We start from the raw sequence: 20,279 nt of genomic DNA, 5'->3' as shown, positions 1-20,279 counted from the left end.
CGCGGGCACGGGGACGACGAAGGGGGCGGGCGCCCGTACGGACGCCCGCCCCCTTCGAGGACCCGGTGGGTCAGTCCTTCAGCTCCGCCGCGACCAGCTCCGCGATCTGCACCGCGTTCAGCGCCGCGCCCTTGCGCAGGTTGTCGCTGGAGACGAACAGGGCGAGGCCGTGCTCGACGGTCTCGTCCTGGCGGATGCGGCCCACGTACGAGGGGTCCTGGCCGGCCGCCTGGAGCGGGGTGGGGATGTCGGAGAGGGCGACGCCCGGGGCCCCGGCCAGCAGCTCCGTCGCGCGCTCCACCGTGAGGGGACGCGCGAAACGGGCGTTGACCTGGAGGGAGTGGCCGGAGAAGACCGGGACGCGCACACAGGTGCCGGAGACCTTCAGCCCGGGGATCTCCAGGATCTTGCGGGACTCGTTGCGGAGCTTCTGCTCCTCGTCGGTCTCGTGCAGGCCGTCGTCGACGATCGAGCCCGCGAGCGGGACCACGTTGAAGGCGATGGGGCGCTGGTAGACCTGCGGCTCCGGGAACTCGACCGCCGCGCCGTCGTGGGTGAGCCGGTCCGCGTCCGCCACGACCTTCTGCGCCTGCCCGTGCAGCTCCGCCACGCCCGCGACGCCCGAGCCGGACACCGCCTGGTAGGTGGCGACGACCAGCGCCTCCAGGCCCGCCTCCTCGTGCAGCGGCTTCAGGACCGGCATCGCGGCCATCGTCGTGCAGTTCGGGTTGGCGATGATGCCCTTGGGGCGGTCCACGATCGCGTGCGGGTTCACCTCGGAGACCACCAGGGGCACCTGCGGGTCCTTGCGCCAGGCCGAGGAGTTGTCGATCACGACGGCGCCCTGCGAGGCCACCTTCTCGGCCAGCGCCTTCGAGGTCGCGCCGCCCGCGGAGAACAGCACGATGTCGAGGCCGGTGTAGTCGGCCGTCGCCGCGTCCTCCACCGTCACGCCGTCCAGGACCGTCCCCGCCGAGCGGGCCGAGGCGAACAGGCGCAGCTCGGTGACCGGGAAGTTCCGTTCCTTGAGGATGCTGCGCATGACCGTGCCGACCTGACCGGTGGCTCCGATGATTCCGACCCTCACGACGACTCCCTTTGTCTCGTTCTGTCCAGCTACGTACGCATTGCCTGGCCGTGGCTTTCCCATGATGCGGCCGACACCGGCCTACCTGTCCAATTCTTTGCCCGCCATGCCCGAGGACTGGGACGCCCCCCACTGACCGACGGTTGCGGAACTTGCTCCCGCACGCCGCTGAGCTGGAGGAATTCCCTCCGGTGCGGCCGCTGGCCGCAAGCTCTGCTGCCGCGCCCGCCGGTGTGACGTACGCCTCCGCGGCCTCGCCCCGGAATTCCTCGCGCCGCGGGCGAACGTTTTCCGGCGCGGCGGCGTCGTAGGAGAAACGCGGCGAGGGAGGGGTGTCTGTGCTGCGCAGGATCACCCGCCGGGTCCAGGGCGACGGGGCCGGGCACGGCGACGACCCCCTGGACCCGGCGCAGGAACGCCGGGTGCGGGCGGTGCTCGCGCTGGGCGGGGTGCCGCAGGCGGACCTGCCGGACGGGGTACAGCAGGTACGTCTGCGGCTGCTGGAGCGCGCGGCGAAGGGACACGAGGCGCCGCGCGACGTCTCCGCCTGGGCGGCGGTCGTGGCCTCCAACCTCGCCATGGACTGGCACCGGGCCAAACGCCGGCAGGAGCGGCTGGGGGAACGGCTGGCCTCGCTGCGCCAGCACGAGCACCCCTCCGGCGAGGACACCAGCGTGCTCTCCCTGGCCGTCGCCCAGGGCCTGGACGACCTGCCCGACGTCCAGCGCCAGGTCGTCGTCCTGCGTTTCTACGCCGATCTGCCGGTGCGCTCCATCGCCCGGGAGCTGGGCGTCCCGGAGGGCACGGTCAAGAGCCGCCTGCACACGGCGGTCCGGGCCCTGCGCGCCCGCCTGCACGAGGACGAGGTGGTCTGACGTGACCGCGGAACACGACGGCAGCGGCGGCCCCGACGCGCTGATGGCGGCCATCGCCGACGAGCCGCTGCCGGACGAGGCCCGTGCGGACGCCGCCTTCATGGCCGAGCACCGCGCGGCGAGCGCCGACGTGGCGTTGCTGCGCGAGCAGCTCGGCGTGCTCGCCCACGCCCTGACGGAGCCGGTGCGCGAGGGCGCGGCCCCGCCGTCGCCCGTGCCGGTCCGGCGAGCGCGCGCCCCGCGCCGGATCCGTCCCCTGCTCCTGGGAGCCGTCGGGGCGGCCGCCGCGGGTGCGCTGGTCTTCGGGGCCGGCTGGGCGGTCGTGCGGACCGGGCACGGGGTCTCCGACGCCGCGGGGAGCAGGAGCGCCGCGAGCGACGCCGGCCGCGGCGAGTCCGGAGGCAAGGCGTCCGGGGACGCCGGCGCTCTGCTGCGCGACCCCGGCTACCTCGCCTGCACCCGGCTCGTCGTCGAGGGCGACGTGACGGACGTCCGCCGGCTGCCCGGCACGACCCGCGAGCGCGTCAGCGTGCGCGTCACCCACGTCTACCGGCCCGCCAGGAGCGCGCCCGAAGTCGGCTTCGACAAGGAGCGGGACGCGGGTGCGCCGCTGAACCCCGGCGACCATGTGCTGGTCGCCCTCGCACAGGGGACGGGCGTCCCCGACGTCTGGACGGTCGGCGAACCCGCCATCGCGCCGGAGCGCCACGAGCTCGCGGGGGCCCTGTCCGGGACGGGGACCGCCGTCTGCGAGTAGCCGGTTGCCAGGAGCCGGGTGCGTGCCGGGTGCGGGCCGCGGCGGCGCGCGGACGGCGAAGGGCGGGTGCCCGTACGGACGCCCGCCCTTCTTCTCACCCCAGGTGCTACGGAGTGACCTTCTCGATCGTCACGTTGCCGGCGCCCGCGACGGTGCCCCGCGCGTTCACCAGCTGGACCTGGCCGAAGAGGACCCGGCCCGCCGGGGCGGTGGCCGCGGCGGTGACGGTGGCGGAGACCGCGGCCGACGCGCCCGTGGCCAGCTTCACCGGCGCGGACCCGTCGACCGTGACGGCGCCGAGCGCGGACGACAGGAACGCGTCCACGTAGTCGTACGCCGTCGTGCCGGCCGGGACCGAGTAGCCCGCGACCACGACGGTGTACGTGCCCGCGGCGGGCGACGGGATGGAGACCGCCTCCTCCGAGTCGCCGTCGGCCTGCTGCGCGACCTGCTTGCCGGACGCGTCGTAGACCGTCAGGTCCAGGTCGGCGGAGGCGTCGGAGACGTTGCCGATGGAGACGTCGAGCGACTTCGCGCCCGCCGGGACCTCGACCGTGGTGGTCTGGGTGGTGCCGTTGGCGATCGTCGGACGGTCCTTCTTGGACGAGCCGAGCGGGCCGCCGACCAGCTTGCCGTCGATGGCGGCGAACTTGTTCGCCACCGTCCAGGAGGCCGCGGCCGGGACGCCGACCTTCGCCTCGGGCACGGTCACGTTCTGCGGGGCGAAGTCCGCGCCGTAGACGGTGGCCTCCAGCTTGTACGGGTTGTCGAGCAGCGGCGAGGTGCGGCGCGACTCGACCTCGATCTCCCAGACCCCGGCCTGCGGGTTCTGGTACGAACGGGCGTCGGGCCGGCAGCCGTTGGTGACGGGGTAGTTGCTGTAGCAGTAGATCGTGGAGCTGTCCTCGACCGCGACGCCGTAGGGGTGGATCGAGATGAACCGGGTCTGGCTCTTGTCCTTCAGCCCGTCGATCGCGACCTCGAACGCCTTGGCGCCCTCGGGCACGGTCAGGAAGTACGACTGGAAGCTGTTGCGCTGCACGGTGTTCGACACGGAGAACGTGTGGCTCACCGGCGTCGAGACGACGACCGTGTTGAGGATCTGCTTGTCGACGCCCTCGGTCTTCGGGTCGTCGACCTCCAGGATGGCGCTGGCGATGCCGGCGGCCTTCGGCCTGGCCTGGATCTGGACCGTCACCGGCTTGTTCAGCGGGAGCGTCACGTCGCCCTTGCCGAGAATCCTGAAGGCGCCGGCCGCGTTGTTCTCCAGGCGGAGCTCGTGGCGGATCGCCTTGTCGGCGCCGGAGGTACGGGTGATCGTGACGTCGTACGTCTTCTTCTGCCCGGCCTTCAGACCGCTCTCACGGTCGTAGATCCCGGTGCCGAAGCCCGGCGTCTTCAGGGCCTGGTCGAGCGCGGTGTCGACCGGGGCCTTGACGGTGTAGTCGTGGGCGGTGGCGCCGTGGCGGATGGACTTCCAGGCGTCCACGATGTCGATGGCGCCCGCGCCCTCCTCGTAGGCCTGCAGTCCCTTGATGTGGTTCGCGGTCGAGGTCAGAGCCGTGCGCAGGACCGCCGGGGTGAGCGCGACCTTGGCCTGCTTGGCGGCCGAGATCAGCAGCGCCGAGGCGCCCGCGGCCTGCGGGGAGGCCATCGAGGTGCCCTGCAGCATGGAGTAGCCGGCCGGCAGCGGGTAGCCCGCGTCGGCGACCGGGGAGCCGGGCAGCCAGGTCTGGGTGGTGTTGATCGCGGCGCCGGGGGCGACGAGCGTCGGCGTGAAGCCGCCGTCCTCACGCGGGCCGCGCGAGGAGAAGGGCAGCAGCGCGTACTTCTTCGTCACCTGCGAGCCGTAGTTGGAGGCCCAGGTCTCCTTGGAGATGGCCGCGCCGACCGAGATCACCTTGTCGGCCAGACCGGGGTCGCCGATGGTGTTCGCGCCGGGGCCCTCGTTGCCCGCGGAGATCACGAGCTGGACGCCGTAGGTGTCGATGAGGCGCGTGTACAGCGCGGCGCGCGCGTTGTTGCCGTCGTTGAGGCCCGGCAGACCGCCGATCGACATGTTGACGATGTCGACGCCGCGGTTGACGACCAGGTCGATCATGCCCTCGGTGAGGGCGACGTTGGTGCAGCCCGGGCCGAAGACGCAGGCGCGGGACGAGACGATCTTCGCGCCGGGGGCGGCGCCGTCCATGCGGCCGCCGAACAGGCCGTGCGCGGCGGTGATGCCGGCGACGTGCGTGCCGTGCTCGCTGGCGATGAGACCGATGTTGGCGAAGTCGGCCTTCTTGCCGACCCAGTCGCCGCCGAGCGGGTCCATCGGCACGTCCTTGCGGATCTGCACGACGAACGGCTGGCGCTCGGCGACGTCGGTCGACGGGTTGTCGGTGCCGAACCAGCCGATCTGGTAGCCGTCCTTGTACGGCTTCATCGCGGTGTCGTCGGTGAAGTCGCCGTTGCCGTTCACGTCGACGGTGACGGTGCCGGCCGCCGCGTCGTACAGGACGCCCCACGCGTCGGTGGTGTCGCCGTCGCGGTTGACGTCGCCCTTGGCGTCACCGCCCGCGGTGGCGGACTCCCGGAAGAGGTTGATCTGGTACGAGCCGGGCTTCGCCGTCCAGGTGCGGCCGCCGTAGCTGAAGCTGGGCCCGGAGACGGAGGTCACCATCGGGCGCCAGGAAGCGTCGTTGTCGAGCAGCGGGTCGGTGGCGGTCACCCAGTCGACGATCTTGCGCTCGCCGGTGGTGGTCTTCTGCAGCGCGGGGTGCGCGAGGTCCACGCCCGAGTCGAGGATGCCGATGGTGACGCCGCGGCCGTCCGCCTTCGGGTTCTTCTTCACGAAGTCGACGGCGCCCGTCTCGAAGGACGGGTTGTACGGGTTCTCGGCGGGGGTGTTCCTGTCCGGCGTGGGGTAGCTCTTCGCCTTCCCGGCGGACCCGGCGGACTTGGCGGCGTCCGAGCTCGGCGCCGGGTCGTCGAGGACGATGTTCTGCCGCAGGTCGATGGCCTGGACCGAGGACAGCTCGGCGGCGGCGGCGATCGCCGCGTCGGCCTTGGCCGTCGGGACGGTGGCGCGGACGTAGCCGAGTTTGTCGTAGGACTGCCCCACCGAGCCGCCCTTGACCGCGTCCAGCTCCTCGGCGACCTGCTCGGTCCGGCCGGGGGCGGTGGCGACCATCAGCGTGACGTTCTTGGCGCCGGAGGCCTTGGCCTCGGCGAGGAGGGCGGCGTCGTCGGAGCCGAGCTTGCGGGGGGCGGACTTCGCGCCGGGGTCGGACGTCGCCGGGGCCGGTCCGGCGTCGGCGGAGAAGGCCAGGGGTATCGGCCCGACCGCGGACAGTGCGGCCACCAGGCCGGCGGCCACGGCTGTGCGGGCCACGCGTCTGGTGCCCGATATCGGTGCACGCTGGGGGGTGAGGGTCATCGGCATCCCTTGTAGGTAAAGGAACGAGCGGCACGTGATCGAGACCGTTCCTGCCTGATCACGGCCGTCCGGTACGCGATCCCGGATGACCGCAAAGCTTTACCTAAGGGACAGCTGTTTGGGGAGAGTTGACCGAAACGATATGGATGTATGGGGAAAACCCTCTACGGGCCCTCTGTGCGCGGACTGTCCGTCTGCGGTCCGCCTGCCGTGCGTCTGCTGTGCGCACGTCGTCCCTCGCGCCGACCGGGCGGTCCGGTCCTCAGGACCCTGTTCGGCGGGCCTCTTTGCGGCTGGCGTGGTGCCGGGCGGCCTTGGCGCGGTTGCCACAGGTCGCCATGGAGCACCAGCGGCGGGCGCCGTTGCGCGAGGTGTCGAAGAAGTGCAGCGCACAGGCCTCGTGGGCGCAGCCGCGGATCCGGTCCGGCGCGCCGGCGAGCAGCTCCAGGTAGTTGCGGGCGGCCAGCCAGGCCGGCCCCCATGCCTCGTCGGCGAACTCGGCCCGCTCGCCGGGTCCCCCGGCGGTGAGGGTGGGCCGGATGCGGCCGTGTTCCAGCGCGCGGTCCAGGTGCTCCGTCCGGGTGCCGTCCAAGGCGGCCTCGATCGCGTCGCGGGCGTCGAGAAGGTGCCGCAGGGTCGCCGCGTCGGCCGTGAACCGCCTGTCCAGCCCGTTCGCGGCGAGCCACACCGCCGGCCCGTGCGTGTCCCGCAGCAGATCCCGCACGGCGCCGTCCCGCGTCCAACAGGTGTTGAGGAGGTCGAGGGCGAGGGGCTCGCCGGTGAGCGGGCGGGGATCCGCGGTGCGGGGTGCGGGAGGGCGGGATGCGGCGGCGCCGGGCATGAGCTCTCCTTCGGTCCGGCTTCGGTCCGGCCTTCCATCCCACCCTTCAAAAGTATGTGACCGGTTGCGGTGTCCGGAAAAATCCCCGGACGGCGGCGGGGCGAGCGGTTAACGTCCCCTCATGCGCCAGAGGTTGAGGGTGGCGGCCTACGCCGTCTGCGTCCGTGACGACCGTGTCCTGCTCGCCCGCTCGCCGGCCCCCGGCGGCACGCACGAGTGGGTGCTTCCGGGCGGCGGCATGGAGCACGGGGAGGACCCGCTCGACACGGTGGTCCGGGAACTGGACGAGGAGACCGGCTACCGGGTCGAGGTGACCGGTCTCCTCGGCATCGACTCCTTCCGCCACTCCTTCCGCCGCGAGGGTCTGCGCGGTCCCGTGGACCACCACGGCGTCCGCATCGTCTACGAGGGCCGGATCGCCGGCGGCGAGCTGCGCAACGAGGTGAACGGCTCCACCGACCTCGCCGCGTGGCACGACCTGGACGCGGTCGAGGGGCTCACCCGGGTCCGCCTGGTCGACGTCGCGCTCGGCCTGTGGCGCGAACGGCCGGTGAACGGCCGGGTGTACGTGCCCGAGCGCTGAGGCCGCCGCCCCCGCCGCAGCAGCCCCCGCCCCGGCAGGCCCCGCCATGGCAGCTCCCGCCGGGGCGGCTATCGCCACGGCTGTCCGCGTCACCGCGTCGTGGACCGTGTCCGGAGCCGGTGCGCCCGCGCCCACGGCGCCAGCTGCGCCGCCCCGAAGGCGACCTCGACGCCGAGGAACAGCCACAGCACGCCGGGCGCGCCGTGCGCCGCCGCGTACGCCATCCAGGCGGAGAACAGGATGCGTGCGGCGCCGTCGTACAGACCGTGCACCGGCAGCGGCCCCACCAGGCGCAGCACCGCCCAGACGACCACCACCGCTCCCATCAGGTTGGCGAACAGCGTCTGTACCGGATCGAGCGGGGGGAAGCCGCCCAGTCCCCAGGAACTGCTCCACGACGACAGCAGGCGGTGCACCGCCGCGTACGTCCACGGCGTCGCGAAACCGGCCGTGACGGTGAGGTCGTACCAGGCGCTCGCGCGTACGACGCGGAGGTAGGAGGGCCGGCCGGGAGTGAGGTGATCGGTCATGGGACGACGCTAAACAGTGGACTACGCTCCAAGGTCAAGCGCCGGATCGCCCAGTCGACGGAGTCGCCGCATGCGCATCGGAGAACTCGCCGCACGTACCGGGGTGTCCAGGGACACCCTCCGCTTCTACGAGCGGGTCGGGCTCGTCGAGGGCCGCCGACTGGCCAACGGCTACCGCGACTTCGATGCGGAGACGGTCGAGTGGCTGGCCTACGTCCGCACCGCGCGGGCCCTCGGGTTCTCCCTCGCCGAGATCGCCCGGCACGGCGAGGAGCTGCGCGACGCCCCCGACCAGGCGGACGCGCTCTCCGCGCTGTTCGAGGAGAAGATCCGGATCGTCGACGCCCGGATGGCCGAACTCGCCGCCCTGCGCGGCGAACTGGCGGCCCGTGCCGGCACGGGCTGCCCGCTGCGCGCCGCCGGCGCATGAGGAGGGGCCGCCGGGTCCGCCCCGACGGCCCCTCCGCTCCCCTCCTGGCCCGGTCCCGGTCCGTCACTACCGGGGCAGCACCACGACATACGCGGAGGGGTCCCGGTCGACCGAGGCCATCAGCGCCGTACGGACCACCGCCGCCTGCTGCTCCATCGCGTCCCGCAGCTTCCTGGGCGTGAGATACACGACCGTGATGCCCAGCCGCTCCAGGTGCTCCCGCTTGCGGGCGTACTCGGACCACAGCGCGTCCTCGTCCTGGCGGGGGGCCCGGGTGTCCAGCTCGACCGCCACCGCGTGCTCGGGCCAGTAGGCGTCCAGGCCGCCGAGGTGCGGGCCGCCCGGCAGGCGCAGGTCGACGTTCCACACCGGGTCGGGCAGGCCGTGCTCGCGCACCATCGTGTACAGGCGCTCCTCCGTGATCGCGCGGCCCTCGGCGATCAGCGAGTCCACGGCGTCCACCACGTGCGGCCGGCTCAGCAGCCTGGCCTCGGTCAACTCCCGGACGACCGCCGCCGGTTCGCAGTGCCCGCCGCGCACCGCCTCCGACAGCAGCCGCCGCACCACGCCCGCGTCCGTCAGCTGGGCCACCGCGTCGGCCAGCGCGCGCGGCACCGGCGCCACCGGAACCCCCGTCGCCTGCTCGGGCGCCGGCAGCGTGGACGCGCGCAGGACGTGCGCGCAGCCCGCCGAACGCAACCGGCGCGGCCGCGGCACCAGGACGTCGATGTGCTCCAGGGACGGCAGCGGGGGAGCGGACGCCAGGCCGTGCAGGTTCAGCGCCGCGAGGCCCGTGATCATCGCCTCCTCGTACACCGGCCGGTGCGGCTCCCCGCCGCCCGGCTGGGCGGGCACCCCGGTCGGCGCCGAGGTGTCGCGGCCCGCGTAGGCCAGCACCGCGTGCAACCGCTCCTCGCTGGTCGGCGGGCCCGGGTGGAGCAGGTACACGCCCGGGAGGATCTGCTGCCAGGGCCCGCCGGGGCGGCACTGCTCGTTCGCCTCGGCGGGCGCGACGCCCTGGACGCGCAGCTGGGCCGCCGTGGTGACTCGGCGCCGGACGTCCGGCAGACGGCGGACGGAGCGGGGGGACGCCGGGGGAACCTGGGGGAGCGGGGTGTTGTGGTTCATGCAACGGGGATTCCGCGTCCGGCGGGCCCCCTAACGCCTGTTACACGCTCGTCGACAAACCCGGACAAGCCAGCCCTAAAGGACGGGTGTTCGGATGCCGAGTAGGCACCGAAAACCCCTGGTCCCGATCGGGGGCGCCAGGGGTTACGGGTGGGATTGACTGAATTCCGTAACGGTGACCGCGCGCGGAATTCATGGCCAAAGGTCAGTCGGTCAGGGGGCCGCGGCCTCCGCGCCGTACGCCTGCGCCCGCAGCGACCGTGCCAGGTCGTCCCGCGCCTCCAGCACCAGCCGCCGCAGCGCCGGGGCCGCCGACTCGTGCGCCGCCAGCCAGGCGTCGGTCGCCGCCAGCGTCTGCGGCGAGTCCAGGAGCGAGGGGAACAGGCCCCTGACGACGTTCATCGCGCTCTGGATGGACCGCTCGTCCCAGATCCGCTCGATCGCCGCGAAGTACTTCTGCGCGTACGGCGCGAGCAGTTCGCGCTGCGAGGGCTGGGCGAACCCCGCGATCGTCGCCTCCGCCAGCGCGTTGGACAGCGTGTCCGACTCCGTCAGCTGGGCCCACGCCTGCGCCTTGACGGCCGCCGACGGACGGGCGGCCAGACAGCGGACCTGGTGGCGCTTGCCGGACGCGGTGTCGTCGCGGGCCAGTTCGGCCGCCAGCGCCGACTCGTCCGCCACGCCGTGCGCCGTGAGCGGCTCCAGGAACGCCCAGCGCAGTTCCTGGTCCACCTCCAGGCCGTCGATCTTCGCGGTGCCGTCCAGCAGGCCCCGCAGCAGCTCCAGGTCCGTCGCGGACGACGCGACCGACGCGAAGAAGCGCGCCCAGGCCAGCTGGTGTCCGCTGCCCGGCTCGGCCGCCCGCAGATCGCGCACGGCGACCCGGGCCAGCGCCTTCTCGCCCGCCGGCCGCCAGTCCTGCGGCGCGTAGTGCACCAGCGCCGACTCCGCCCAGGCGTGCAGCATCTGCAGGACGCCGATGTCGGACTCGCGGTGCGCGAAACGCGTCACCAGGTCCACGAAGTCGGCGGCGGGCAGCAGGGCGTCCCGGGTCAGGTTCCACAGCGCCGACCAGCACAGCGCGCGGGCCAGCGGGTCGGTCAGGTCGCCCAGGTGTGCGCGCAGCGTGGCCAGCGAGGTCTCGTCGAAACGGATCTTGCAGTAGGTGAGGTCGTCGTCGTTGACCAGCACCAGGTCGGGCGCCTCCTCCCCGGCCAGCTCGGTGATCACCGTGCGCGGGCCGTCGACGTCGGCCTCGGCGCGCGCGTACCGCACGACCCGGTCGCCCTCGCGGCGGTACAGGCCGATCGCCACCCGGTGCGGCCGCAGCTCGGGATGCGTCTCGGCCGCCTCCTGGAGCACGGCGAGCTCGTCGATCCTGCCCTGTGGGTCCAGCAGCACCTGCGGGGTCAGCGAGTTCACGCCCGCTGTCTGCAGCCAGGACCGCGACCAGCCGGCCATGTCCCGGCCGCTGGTCTCCCCGAGCACCGACAGCAGGTCGCCCAGGCGCGTGTTGCCGTACGCGTGCCGCTTGAAGTAGCGGCGGGCGCCCTCCAGGAACGCGTCCTGGCCGACGTAGGCCACCAGCTGCTTCAGCACGCTGGCGCCCTTGGCGTAGGTGATGCCGTCGAAGTTGAGCTTGGCGTCCTGCAGGTCGCGGATGTCGGCGGTGATCGGATGCGTGGAGGGGAGCTGGTCGGCGCGGTAGGCCCACGCCTTGCGGCGGTTGGCGAAGGTGATCCAGGCGTCGGAGAAGCGGGTCGCGCCGACGTTCGCGAAGGTTCCCATGAAGTCCGCGAAGGACTCCTTCAGCCACAGGTCGTCCCACCACACCATGGTGACCAGGTCGCCGAACCACATGTGCGCCATCTCGTGCAGGATGACGTTCGCCCGCGCCTCGTAGGACGCCCGCGTCACCTTCCCGCGGAAGACGTACTCCTCGCGGAAGGTCACCAGGCCCGGGTTCTCCATCGCGCCGAGGTTGTACTCGGGCACGAACGCCTGGTCGTACTTCCCGAAGGGGTACGGGTAGTCGAAGTGGTCGTGGAAGAAGTCCAGCCCCTGCTTGGTGATCAGGAAGACGTCGTCGGCCTCGAAGTAGGGGGCCAGGCCCTTGCGGCACATCGCGCCGAGCGGGATCTCCAGGGTCGTGCCGTCGCCCAGGTCGCGCGTGTAGGCGTCGGTCACGTAGTGGTACGGGCCGGCCACGACGCAGGTGATGTAGGTGGAGATCGGCTTCGTCTCCGCGAACCGCCAGACCCCGTCCGCGCGCTCGCCGACGCCGTTGCTCCACACCGTCCACTCCTCGGGCGCGCGCACCTCGAAGCGGAAGGGGGCCTTCAGGTCCGGCTGCTCGAAGCACGCGAACACCCGGCGCGAGTCGGCCGGCTCGTACTGCGTGTAGAGATAGACCTCGCCGTCCTCCGGGTCGACGAAGCGGTGCAGGCCCTCGCCGGAGCGGGAGTAGGCGCAGCGGGCGTCGACGATCAGCTCGTTCTCCGCGGCCAGGTCGTCCAGCAGGATCCGGGAGCCGTCGAAGACCTCGCCCGGGTCGAGGTCGCGGCCGTTCAGGGACACCGACGTCACACTCGGCGCCACGAGGTCGGCGAAGCTGGACGCGCCCGGCTCGTTGCAGCGGAAGCGGATGGTGGTGACCGACCGGAAGGTGCGCGGCTCCGTCTCCGCGGCCCGCTCGCCCACCGCCGAGCGGACGTCGAGGGACACGTCGTACCCGTCGACGGACAGCAGGGCCGCCCGCTCGCGGGCCTCGTCGCGGGACAGGTTCTCACCGGGCACGGGCGGTACTCCCTCACTGCGTCAGCGCATGGGTGCGGTGGACAGGAGCGATCCTGCCATGCGCCCCTGACGTGCGGCAGCAGGGAATGCGCGGCACGGACCGCGGTGTTCAGTGGGGAAAGCCCTGTCTGCTTGAGGATCTCTGAGGAGAGACATGCCGGAGAAGACCCCCGTCGACTTCTGGTTCGACCCGTCCTGCCCCTGGGCCTGGATGACGTCGCGCTGGGTGCTGGAAGTGGAGAAGGTCCGTGACATCGAGGTCCACTGGCATCTGATGAGCCTGTCCGTCCTCAACGAGGACCGGCTCGAGGAGCTGCCCGAGGAGTACCGGGACTTCCTGGAGAACAAGGCGTGGAAGCCGGTCCGCGTGGTCGCGGCCGCCGCGCAGAAGCACGGTGCGGACGTCCTCGGCCCGCTCTACACCGCGCTCGGCACCCGCATCCACAACAAGGGCGAGGGTCCCACCCTGGAGGCCATCGCCGGCGCGCTCGCCGACGTCGGTCTGCCCTCCGACCTGATCGACTACGCCGACCAGGAGGACTTCGAGTTCGACGCCGAGCTGCGCGCCTCGCACAAGGAGGGCATCGAGAAGGTCGGCCAGGACGTCGGCACCCCCGTCATCGCCGTGCCCGGCCCGGACGGCGAGCAGATCGCGTTCTTCGGCCCGGTCGTCACCCCGGCGCCCAAGGGCGAGGAGGCCGCCCGTCTGTGGGACGGCACCGTCGCCGTCGCCTCGGTGCCCGGCTTCTACGAGCTCAAGCGCAGCCGCACCAAGGGCCCGGACTTCAGCAACCTGTGACGGCCGGGCCGGTCGCCCGCGCCGTCGAAGGACCTGGTCCCGCGGAGGGGGCCGGTCGTCCACCGGAGAGCCCCCGTGAGTCACGTCCTCACGGGGGCTTCCTTCTTTCCGTCTGCCGGTGTGAAGGTGAGAAGACGATCACGAGGCAGGACGCCGGCGCAGGCCCTCGCAGGCGTGCGACTTATTGCAAGTTACTTGCAAGTGCGCGTCGGCGACAAGCAGGCCCCCGTGTGGCGTCCACGCGAGGGCCCGGGAGAGGCAGGTCAGGCAGGTCGGACGGTGGTGCGCCGCCGCTGCCGGACGAGGCCGACGAGCGCCAGAAACGACGTCATCCCGCCCGACCAGTACAGCTGGACCCGGGTCCCCGGCTCCCGCGCCATCAGCACGAGAATCGCGGCCATACCCGCCAGCGCCACCCATGTCAGCACCGGGAACGCCCACATCCGCACGACCAGCCGCTCGGGCGCCTCGCGCTCCAGCCGGCCGCGCAGCCGCAGCTGCGAGAGCGCGATGAAGATCCAGACCACCAGGATCACCGCGCCGATCATGTTCAGCAGCCAGGGGAAGACGTCGTCCGGCCGCCAGTGGCTCAGCGCCACGCACCCGAACCCGAAGACGCACGAGGCCAGCACCGCGATCCGCGGCGCGCCCCCCGACACCCAGCCCAGCGCCTTCGGCCCCTGCCCCCGCGCCACCAGCGAGTACGCGATCCGCGAGGCGCCGTAGACGTTCGCGTTCATCGCGCTGAGCAGCGCGGCCAGCACGACCACGTTCATGATCTGTCCGGCGGCGGGGATGCCGAGACGGTCGAGGGCGGCCACGTACGGGCCCTTCTCGACGACCGCCGCGGAGTCCCAGGGAACGAGGGTGACGATGACCGCCATCGAGCCCACGTAGAACACCGCGATGCGCCACATCGCCGTACGGACCGCGCTCGCCACGCCCCTGACCGGGTCCTCCGACTCGGCGGCCGCGATGGTGACCGTCTCCAGACCGCCGTACGCGAAGACCGAGGCGAGCAGCCCGACGACCAGGCCCTCGCTGCCGTGCGGGAACACCTCGCCCAGGTTCGACGCCCCCGGGGAGTCCGTGCCCGGCAGCACCCCGGCGACGGCGAGCACGCCCAGCGTCAGGAACAGGGTGATGGCGCCGACCTTCAGGGCGGCGAACCAGAACTCGAACTCGCCGAAGTTCTTCACGGCGGCCAGGTTCGCCCCGCAGAACACGAGCACGAACAGCCCCGTCCAGGCCCACTCCGGAGTGCCCGGCAGCCAGCCCGTGACGATCTTCGCGGCGCCGATGCCCTCCAGGCCGACGGCCGTGCACAGCAGCACCCAGAAGGCCCACCCCACGGTGAAACCCGCCCAGGGGCCGAACGCCCGCTCGGCGTGCGCCGAGAACGAGCCCGACGAGGGATGCGCGGCGGACATCTCGCCCAGCATCCGCATCACCAGCATCACGAGAAGCCCGGAGAGCGCGTAGGCCAGGACGATCGACGGCCCGGCGGCGGCGATGCCCGCCCCCGAACCGACGAAGAGGCCCGCGCCGATGACGCCGCCCAGGGCGATCATCGACAGATGGCGCTGCTTGAGGCCGTGGGACAGGGCGGCGTCCGGCTCCGGCGGAGTGCTGACGGTGGTGCTGGGCATGGTGCGGCTCGTCCAAGGGGTGAGATGGGCAAAACGCCCACAGTGTGGGCAGCCCCTCCGTGCGCACGGAGGGGCCGCCCACCATCCGGACGGGCCGGACGCGCAGCGTGGTTACGCCGCTACGGACGTGTAGTGCGCCGCGTCCCCCTCGATCGAGTAGCTCTCCTTGCCCTCGACGCCGACCGGGACGTCGCCGGCGACGGTCACCCGGTGCAGCCGGCGCGGCTGCCGGTCGTAGTTGTCGACGGCGTAGTGCTGGGTGATGCGGTTGTCGAACAGGACCAGCTGGTTCTCCGACCAACGGTGGCGCAGAACGTTCTCCGGCCGGGTGACGTAGGACTGCAGCAGGTCGAGGATCCTGCGGGACTCGCCCACCGACAGACCCACGATCCGCTGCGCGAACCCGCCGATGAACAGGCCGCGTTCGCCGGTCAGCGGATGGACGCGGACGACGGGATGGACGGTGCGGAACTTGATGGACGTGAAGCGGGCGCGCTGGGCGGCCTGCTGCTCGTCGATCTCCTCCGCGGGCACCGCGTAGTCGTAGTCGTTGGTGTGCTCGGCCCACAGGTCGTCCGCCAGCGCCCGCAGGGGCTCCGGCAGTTGCCGGTAGGCCGCCGCCGAGCTGGCGATCAGCGTCTCGCCGCCGTACGGCGGGACCGTGATGCTGCGCAGGGTGCTGGCCTGCGGCGGGTTGAGGACGAACGTCACGTCGGTGTGCCAGTGGTTGGCGATGCCCTGCTCGCTGTCGACGGGCAGCACGTTCGGAGCCCCGTCGACGGCCGCCACGGTCGGGTGGGCGGTGGTGACGTCGCCGAAGTGACGGACGAAGGCCTGCTGGCCCTCGTCGTCGAGGTGCACGTCGTCGAAGACCAGGGCCTTGTGGACGTTGAGCGCCTCGCGCAGCGCGGAACGGGTCTCCTCGTCGAGGGGCCGGGCGAGGTCGACGCCGCTGACGTGGGCGCCGATGTTCGCGGTGACCTTGCGGAGGTGGAGGGACATGGCGGGGGTCCTTTCAGACGGTGGCGAGCGCGGGGCTGACGTACTGGTTGGCGGGGCGCGGGAGGCCGTACCTCTCGCGCAGGGTCGTGCGCGGGCCGTAGCCGGCGCGCAGCAGGCCGCGGGCGCGCAGGAGCGGCACGACGTGGTCGACGAAGGCGTCGAGACCGGACGGCAGAACCGCGGGCATGATGTTGAAGCCGTCGGCGGCGCCACGGGTGAACCAGGTCTCGATCGCGTCGGCGACCTGCTCGGGCGTGCCCGCGAAGGTGAGGTGCCCGCGCCCGCCGCCGAGCCGCCCGACCAGCTGCCGCACCGTGAGCCGTTCCCGCCGGGCCAGCTCCACGATCAGGGTGTAGCGGCTCTTGGCGCCCTCGATGGCGTCCTCGGGCGGCAGATCGGCGGGCAGTGGAGCATCCAACTCCAGCGTGCCAGGGCCCAGTTGGAGCAGTTGCTCCAGGCGCCGCACCCCGTGCGTGTACACGATGCGGTCCTCCAGGACGCGCTCTTCCGCCCGCGCCTCCGCCTCGGTCGAGCCGACCACCGGCACGATGCCGGGCAGCACCTTGACGTGGTCGGGGTCGCGGCCCTCCGCCTCGGCCCGCGCCTTGAGGTCCGCGTAGAACGCCTGCGCGTCGGCGAGCGTCTGCTGCGCGGTGAACACCGCCTCCGCGTACCGGGCCGCGAAGGCCTTGCCGTCCTCGCTCGACCCCGCCTGCACCAGGAGCGGGTAACCCTGCGGCGACCGGGGGACGTTGAGGGCGCCCTCGACGCTGAAGTACGTTCCCCGGTGCCGGGGCGGGTGGACCTTGTCGTCGTCGCCCCAGACGCCGGTCGCCTTGTCGGCGACGATGGCGTCGTCCTCCCAGCTGTCCCAGAGCTTGAGCGCCACGTCGAGGAACTCGGCGGCACGGGCGTAGCGCTCGGCGTGCGCGGGCTCGGCGTCGAGGCCGAAGTTGCGCGCGGCCTCCGCACCCGCCGTGGTGACGATGTTCCAGCCCGCCCGGCCGCCGCTGATGATGTCCAGCGAGGCGAACCTGCGGGCCAGGTTGTAGGGGGAGTTGTAGGAGGTGGACGCGGTGGCGATCAGGCCGATGTGCTCGGTGGCCGTCGCCAGCGCGGTGAGCAGGGTGAGCGGCTCCAGCGCGCCGGCCGGCCGCTGGGCGATGTCGCCCCACAGCTGCGGGCTGTCGGCGAGGAACAGCGAGTCGAAGCCGCCGCGCTCGGCGGTCCGGGCCAGGCGGACGTAGTGGTCCAGCTCCACATGGGCGTGGGGATCGCTCTCGGGCAGCCGCCACGAGGCCTCGTGGTGACCGGTGTTCATGAGGAAGGCGTTGAGATGAAGCCGGCGGGGCATGGAGGAGTCCTTCGCTTCGGACAGGTACGGAAGAAGAACGGCGAAGAGCGCACAGAGCGGCACAGAGCGGGAAATGCTTCTCGAGGCGGCTATCGGGGAGGGGAGTCGGGGAAGGCGGGGAGGTCCCGGAGTTCAGGCGACGTCCGACGTCACGCCCAGCGCCGCCAGCAACCGCTCGCGGTACTCGCCGAGCAGGGGATCCCGGTACGAGCGCGGATGCGGCCGCTCGACGGTCAGGTCGAGCCCGATGCGCCCGTGGTCGAGGACGAGAACGCGGTCGGCGAGCACGATCGCCTCGTCCACGTCGTGCGTGACCAGCAGCACGGAGGGCCTGTGGGCCTCCCACAGCACCCGCAGCAGGGCATGCATCTTGATGCGCGTGAGGGCGTCCAGCGCCCCGAACGGCTCGTCGGCCAGCAGCAGTTCGGGCTCGCGGACCAGCGAGCGGGCCAGCGCGGCGCGCTGCGCCTCACCGCCGGACAGCTCGTTGGGCCACGCCCGCTCGCGCCCCTTCAGCCCGACCTCGGCGAGCGCCTCCCGCCCCTTGCGGTCGGCGTCCCTGCCGTCGAGGCCGAGGAGCACGTTGTCCAGCACCCGCCGCCAGGGCAGCAGCCGGGAGTCCTGGAAGACGACGGACACCCGTTCCGGAGCCGTCAGCTCCCCGCCCCCGGTGACCTCGTGGTCCAGGCCCGCGACCGCCCGCAGCAGGGTGCTCTTGCCGGACCCGCTGTGTCCGAGCAGGGCCACGAACTGTCCGGCGGGGATGTCCAGGTCGACGCCGTCGAGGACCGAGCGTCCGTCGAAGGACCGGGTCAGGCCGCGCAGTCGGACGGCGGCGGGCCGGGTCAGCTGCTCAGTGTGCGGCGCCATGACAGCACCCTCCGTTCGATGAGACGGACCGCGCTGTCGGAGATCAGGCCGAAGACGCCGTAGATGAGGAGGCCGACCAGGATGACGTCCGACTGGCCGTAGTTCTGGGCCTGGAACATCATGTAGCCGAGCCCGCTGGTGGCGTTGATCTGCTCCAGGACGACCAGGCCGAGCCAGGAGCCGGTGACGCCGAGCCGGAGTCCCACGAAGAATCCGGGCAGTGCTCCGGGGATCACGATCTGCCGGATGAACCGGGCCTTCGACAGGCCCTGCACCTCGGCGAGTTCGACGAACCGGTGGTCGATGCCGGACAGCGCGGCATGGGTGTTGAGGTAGATCGGGATGTAGACGACGATGGCGATGATCGCGATCTTGAAGGTCTCGCCGATGCCCAGCCAGAGGATGAACAGCGGGATCAGACCCAGGGTCGGGATGGCCCGGTTGAGCTGCACGGTCCCGTCGATCAGCGCCTCGCCGGTCCGGGTGAGCCCCGAGGCCAGCGCGAGCGTCACCCCGGCGACGAGGCCGATCGCGAAGCCGTACCCGGCGCGTTCCAGCGAGGTGAGGACGTCGGTGGTCAGCGTCCCGTCCGTCCACAGGTGGACGCCGGTCTTCAGCACCGTCCAGGGCGCGGGGATCGCCCCGGTGTCCAGGCGCCCGGCCGCCGAGGCGGCGGCCCACAGGGCGATCAGGAGCAGCGGTCCGGCCAGCCGGGAAGCCGGCCACGGTCTGCCGGGAGCGAGTCCACGGCGCCGACGGCGCCGGACCCGGGACCCGTCACCGGCCCCCACGGGCTCCACGGCCGCGACGGCCTCCACGGCCCCCACGGCCGCGACGGTGGGAGCCGCGTTCACGGCGGTGTCCGTGCCGGTGCTCGTCTGCGTGCTGGTGCTGGTGCTGGTGTTGGTGCTCGTGCTCGTGCTCGTGCTCGTGCTGATGGTCATGGCGGTCAACTCCGGTACTCGGCTGCCACGGACTTGGCGGCGATGCCCTCGAAGCGGTGGTCGAAGAGCGACGCGACGTCGAACTCCTTCACGAAGCCGCCCTCCGCGAGGAGGTCCGCGGTCTCCTGCTCCCACTTGACGGCCTCGTCCCAACTCGGCGGGAACAGCGGCTTGTTGGCCAGCGCGGTGATCGACTTGGCCTGGTCGAGGGTCAGGTTCTGCGTCTTGACGAAGAACTCCTCGTTCCACACGTCCGGGTTCTCGTAGCTCCACACCAGACCGCGCGCCCACTGCGGGATGAACGCGGCGACGGCGGCCGCCTTCGCCTCGTCGTTCAGCACGGACGTCGGCGCCCACAGCAGGCTGAGCAGGTCCACCACGTCGGTGGTGATGACGCGGGCGCCCTTGGGTCCGTACTGCTGGAGATAGGCGGGCGACTGGGTGTTGCCGAGCGGGGCGATGTCCACCTGGCCCGACTGGAGGGCGGTGAGGAACTGGTTGCTGGTCAGCGGGACCAGCTTCACGTCGTCGTACTTGACGCCGGCCTTCTTCAGCGCCCGCAGCAGGACGACGCCCTGCGCCTGGCCCTGTGAGAACGCCAGCTTCTTTCCGCGGAAGTCGTCGACGCTCCTGATGTCGCTGCCCGGCTTGGTGGCGAAGGCGTAGTTCGGCTTACGCGTGATGTTGATCGCGACGATCTTCGCGTCGAAGCCCTGGTAATGCGCCTGGATCGGCGGGATGCCCGCGTTGTTGGCGAGGTCCAGGGACTTCGCGCGGAATGCGTTGATGACATCCGGACCGGCTCCGATGTTCAGCCAGTTCGACACCTTGAAGGGCAGCTCGGGCAGGTGCGCCAGCTTGAGCTGCAACTCCTGCTGGCCCTGGAAGGAGGAGATCTTCAGACTCGTGCCGGCGGGCACCTTGTCGGCGAGCGGGGCGGTCGAGACGCCCTTGCCGCTGGTGGCGGCACTGCTCTCCGCGCAGCCGCTGAGCCCGGCGACTCCGGCGGCGGCGCCGAGCAGGGAGGCGAGGAAGAGGCGCCGGTCGACACCGGACGTACGGGAAACGGGCATGGGAGGACCCCCAGAGAAACGGAGAGAGTCTGGCAGCGGCAGCGGCAGCGGCAGACGCAGACAAAGGGCACGGCAGGGCGGTGCGGGGCGCGAAAGGACACCACGGTGTGCGGCATGGCACGACAGGGGTGGGAAAAGGC

At 72.1% G+C, this 20,279-nt stretch carries 17 protein-coding genes; 5 read left to right on the top strand and 12 right to left on the bottom strand.

The window, feature by feature from the left end; translation table 11 throughout:
• Nucleotides 1-70: 70 nt before the first annotated feature.
• Nucleotides 71-1,087 (bottom strand): aspartate-semialdehyde dehydrogenase, encoded by a 1,017-nt coding sequence (locus tag Sri02f_RS02850; RefSeq protein WP_108999456.1) that lies wholly within the window; start codon nucleotides 1,085-1,087, stop codon nucleotides 71-73.
• Between the two features lie 332 nt (nucleotides 1,088-1,419).
• Between Sri02f_RS02850 and Sri02f_RS02845 the strand changes: the two genes are divergently transcribed.
• Both Sri02f_RS02845 and Sri02f_RS41045 read left to right on the top strand, forming a co-directional pair.
• Entirely contained in the window at nucleotides 1,420-1,962 is a 543-nt protein-coding gene (locus Sri02f_RS02845; protein ID WP_174855571.1) for a sigma-70 family RNA polymerase sigma factor, read from the top strand.
• 1 nt (nucleotide 1,963) lies between these two features.
• Nucleotides 1,964-2,719, top strand: coding sequence for a hypothetical protein (locus tag Sri02f_RS41045; RefSeq protein WP_159106655.1), 756 nt, complete (start codon nucleotides 1,964-1,966; stop codon nucleotides 2,717-2,719).
• Nucleotides 2,720-2,825: 106 nt separating this feature from the next.
• On the opposite strand, the gene Sri02f_RS02825 is transcribed toward Sri02f_RS41045, so the two are convergent.
• Both Sri02f_RS02825 and Sri02f_RS02820 read right to left on the bottom strand, forming a co-directional pair.
• On the bottom strand, nucleotides 2,826-6,140 hold the full coding sequence (locus tag Sri02f_RS02825; RefSeq protein WP_108999452.1) for a S8 family serine peptidase: 3,315 nt from the start codon (nucleotides 6,138-6,140) through the stop codon (nucleotides 2,826-2,828).
• A gap of 262 nt (nucleotides 6,141-6,402) precedes the next feature.
• Nucleotides 6,403-6,981, bottom strand: coding sequence for a CGNR zinc finger domain-containing protein (locus Sri02f_RS02820; RefSeq protein ID WP_108999451.1), 579 nt, complete (start codon nucleotides 6,979-6,981; stop codon nucleotides 6,403-6,405).
• A 121-nt stretch (nucleotides 6,982-7,102) separates the two neighbouring features.
• On the opposite strand from Sri02f_RS02820, the gene Sri02f_RS02815 reads away from it, so the two are divergent.
• Nucleotides 7,103-7,564: an NUDIX hydrolase gene (locus Sri02f_RS02815; protein ID WP_174855570.1), complete on the top strand. Its 462-nt coding sequence runs from the start codon at nucleotides 7,103-7,105 to the stop codon at nucleotides 7,562-7,564.
• An 89-nt stretch (nucleotides 7,565-7,653) separates the two neighbouring features.
• On the opposite strand, the gene Sri02f_RS02810 is transcribed toward Sri02f_RS02815, so the two are convergent.
• Nucleotides 7,654-8,094 (bottom strand): hypothetical protein, encoded by a 441-nt coding sequence (locus Sri02f_RS02810; protein WP_108999449.1) that lies wholly within the window; start codon nucleotides 8,092-8,094, stop codon nucleotides 7,654-7,656.
• A 70-nt stretch (nucleotides 8,095-8,164) separates the two neighbouring features.
• Here Sri02f_RS02810 and Sri02f_RS02805 point away from each other — a divergent pair, with 70 nt between their 5' ends.
• A complete protein-coding gene (locus Sri02f_RS02805; RefSeq protein WP_108999448.1) occupies nucleotides 8,165-8,524 on the top strand; it encodes a MerR family transcriptional regulator in 360 nt (119 codons plus the stop codon).
• A gap of 66 nt (nucleotides 8,525-8,590) precedes the next feature.
• Here the strand turns inward: Sri02f_RS02805 and Sri02f_RS02800 are convergent, their stop codons facing one another.
• Nucleotides 8,591-9,652 (bottom strand): hypothetical protein, encoded by a 1,062-nt coding sequence (locus Sri02f_RS02800; RefSeq protein WP_108999447.1) that lies wholly within the window; start codon nucleotides 9,650-9,652, stop codon nucleotides 8,591-8,593.
• Between the two features lie 213 nt (nucleotides 9,653-9,865).
• Complete coding sequence (pepN, locus tag Sri02f_RS02795; RefSeq protein WP_108999446.1) at nucleotides 9,866-12,448, bottom strand: aminopeptidase N; 2,583 nt, start codon at nucleotides 12,446-12,448, stop codon at nucleotides 9,866-9,868.
• Between the two features lie 154 nt (nucleotides 12,449-12,602).
• Here pepN and Sri02f_RS02790 point away from each other — a divergent pair, with 154 nt between their 5' ends.
• Nucleotides 12,603-13,247 (top strand): DsbA family protein, encoded by a 645-nt coding sequence (locus tag Sri02f_RS02790; protein ID WP_108999445.1) that lies wholly within the window; start codon nucleotides 12,603-12,605, stop codon nucleotides 13,245-13,247.
• A gap of 263 nt (nucleotides 13,248-13,510) precedes the next feature.
• Here Sri02f_RS02790 and Sri02f_RS02785 read toward each other — a convergent pair whose 3' ends face one another.
• The 6 genes from Sri02f_RS02785 to Sri02f_RS02760 form a co-directional block, all read right to left on the bottom strand.
• Nucleotides 13,511-14,896 carry an amino acid permease gene (locus Sri02f_RS02785; protein ID WP_108999444.1) on the bottom strand — a complete coding sequence of 462 codons (1,386 nt, stop codon included), beginning with the start codon at nucleotides 14,894-14,896 and terminating at the stop codon, nucleotides 13,511-13,513.
• Between the two features lie 111 nt (nucleotides 14,897-15,007).
• Nucleotides 15,008-15,898, bottom strand: a complete 891-nt coding sequence (locus Sri02f_RS02780; protein WP_108999443.1) for a TauD/TfdA dioxygenase family protein — start codon at nucleotides 15,896-15,898, stop codon at nucleotides 15,008-15,010.
• 13 nt (nucleotides 15,899-15,911) lie between these two features.
• Complete coding sequence (locus Sri02f_RS02775) at nucleotides 15,912-17,252, bottom strand: LLM class flavin-dependent oxidoreductase (protein WP_108999442.1); 1,341 nt, start codon at nucleotides 17,250-17,252, stop codon at nucleotides 15,912-15,914.
• Between the two features lie 132 nt (nucleotides 17,253-17,384).
• Entirely contained in the window at nucleotides 17,385-18,122 is a 738-nt protein-coding gene (locus Sri02f_RS02770; protein WP_108999441.1) for an ABC transporter ATP-binding protein, read from the bottom strand.
• Entirely contained in the window at nucleotides 18,098-19,066 is a 969-nt protein-coding gene (locus Sri02f_RS02765) for an ABC transporter permease (protein WP_108999440.1), read from the bottom strand. Before Sri02f_RS02765 ends, Sri02f_RS02770 begins: the two co-directional genes overlap by 25 nt.
• A 5-nt stretch (nucleotides 19,067-19,071) precedes the next feature.
• Complete coding sequence (locus tag Sri02f_RS02760) at nucleotides 19,072-20,139, bottom strand: ABC transporter substrate-binding protein (RefSeq protein WP_108999439.1); 1,068 nt, start codon at nucleotides 20,137-20,139, stop codon at nucleotides 19,072-19,074.
• Between the last annotated feature and the right edge of the window lie 140 nt (nucleotides 20,140-20,279).

The sequence above is a fragment of the Streptomyces rishiriensis genome (genome assembly GCF_003112535.1).
GTDB lineage: Bacteria > Actinomycetota > Actinomycetes > Streptomycetales > Streptomycetaceae > Streptomyces > Streptomyces rishiriensis.
Note: the sequence above shows the minus strand (reverse complement) of the source record. Positions and strands in the feature narration are given on the sequence as shown.

Excerpts from the sequence above, each read along its gene's own strand:
- Sri02f_RS02785 (WP_108999444.1), bottom strand. The coding sequence starts at position 14,896 with ATGCCCAGCACCACCGTCAGCACTCCGCCGGAGCCGGACGCCGCCCTG.
- Sri02f_RS02770 (WP_108999441.1), bottom strand. The coding sequence starts at position 18,122 with ATGGCGCCGCACACTGAGCAGCTGACCCGGCCCGCCGCCGTCCGACTG.
- Sri02f_RS02805 (WP_108999448.1), top strand. The coding sequence starts at position 8,165 with ATGCGCATCGGAGAACTCGCCGCACGTACCGGGGTGTCCAGGGACACC.
- Sri02f_RS02825 (WP_108999452.1), bottom strand. The coding sequence starts at position 6,140 with ATGACCCTCACCCCCCAGCGTGCACCGATATCGGGCACCAGACGCGTG.
- Sri02f_RS02760 (WP_108999439.1), bottom strand. The coding sequence starts at position 20,139 with ATGCCCGTTTCCCGTACGTCCGGTGTCGACCGGCGCCTCTTCCTCGCC.
- Sri02f_RS02790 (WP_108999445.1), top strand. The coding sequence starts at position 12,603 with ATGCCGGAGAAGACCCCCGTCGACTTCTGGTTCGACCCGTCCTGCCCC.
- Sri02f_RS02810 (WP_108999449.1), bottom strand. The coding sequence starts at position 8,094 with ATGACCGATCACCTCACTCCCGGCCGGCCCTCCTACCTCCGCGTCGTA.
- Sri02f_RS02820 (WP_108999451.1), bottom strand. The coding sequence starts at position 6,981 with ATGCCCGGCGCCGCCGCATCCCGCCCTCCCGCACCCCGCACCGCGGAT.
- Sri02f_RS02815 (WP_174855570.1), top strand. The coding sequence starts at position 7,103 with ATGCGCCAGAGGTTGAGGGTGGCGGCCTACGCCGTCTGCGTCCGTGAC.
- Sri02f_RS02765 (WP_108999440.1), bottom strand. The coding sequence starts at position 19,066 with ATGACCATCAGCACGAGCACGAGCACGAGCACGAGCACCAACACCAGC.
- Sri02f_RS02800 (WP_108999447.1), bottom strand. The coding sequence starts at position 9,652 with ATGAACCACAACACCCCGCTCCCCCAGGTTCCCCCGGCGTCCCCCCGC.
- Sri02f_RS02775 (WP_108999442.1), bottom strand. The coding sequence starts at position 17,252 with ATGCCCCGCCGGCTTCATCTCAACGCCTTCCTCATGAACACCGGTCAC.
- Sri02f_RS02780 (WP_108999443.1), bottom strand. The coding sequence starts at position 15,898 with ATGTCCCTCCACCTCCGCAAGGTCACCGCGAACATCGGCGCCCACGTC.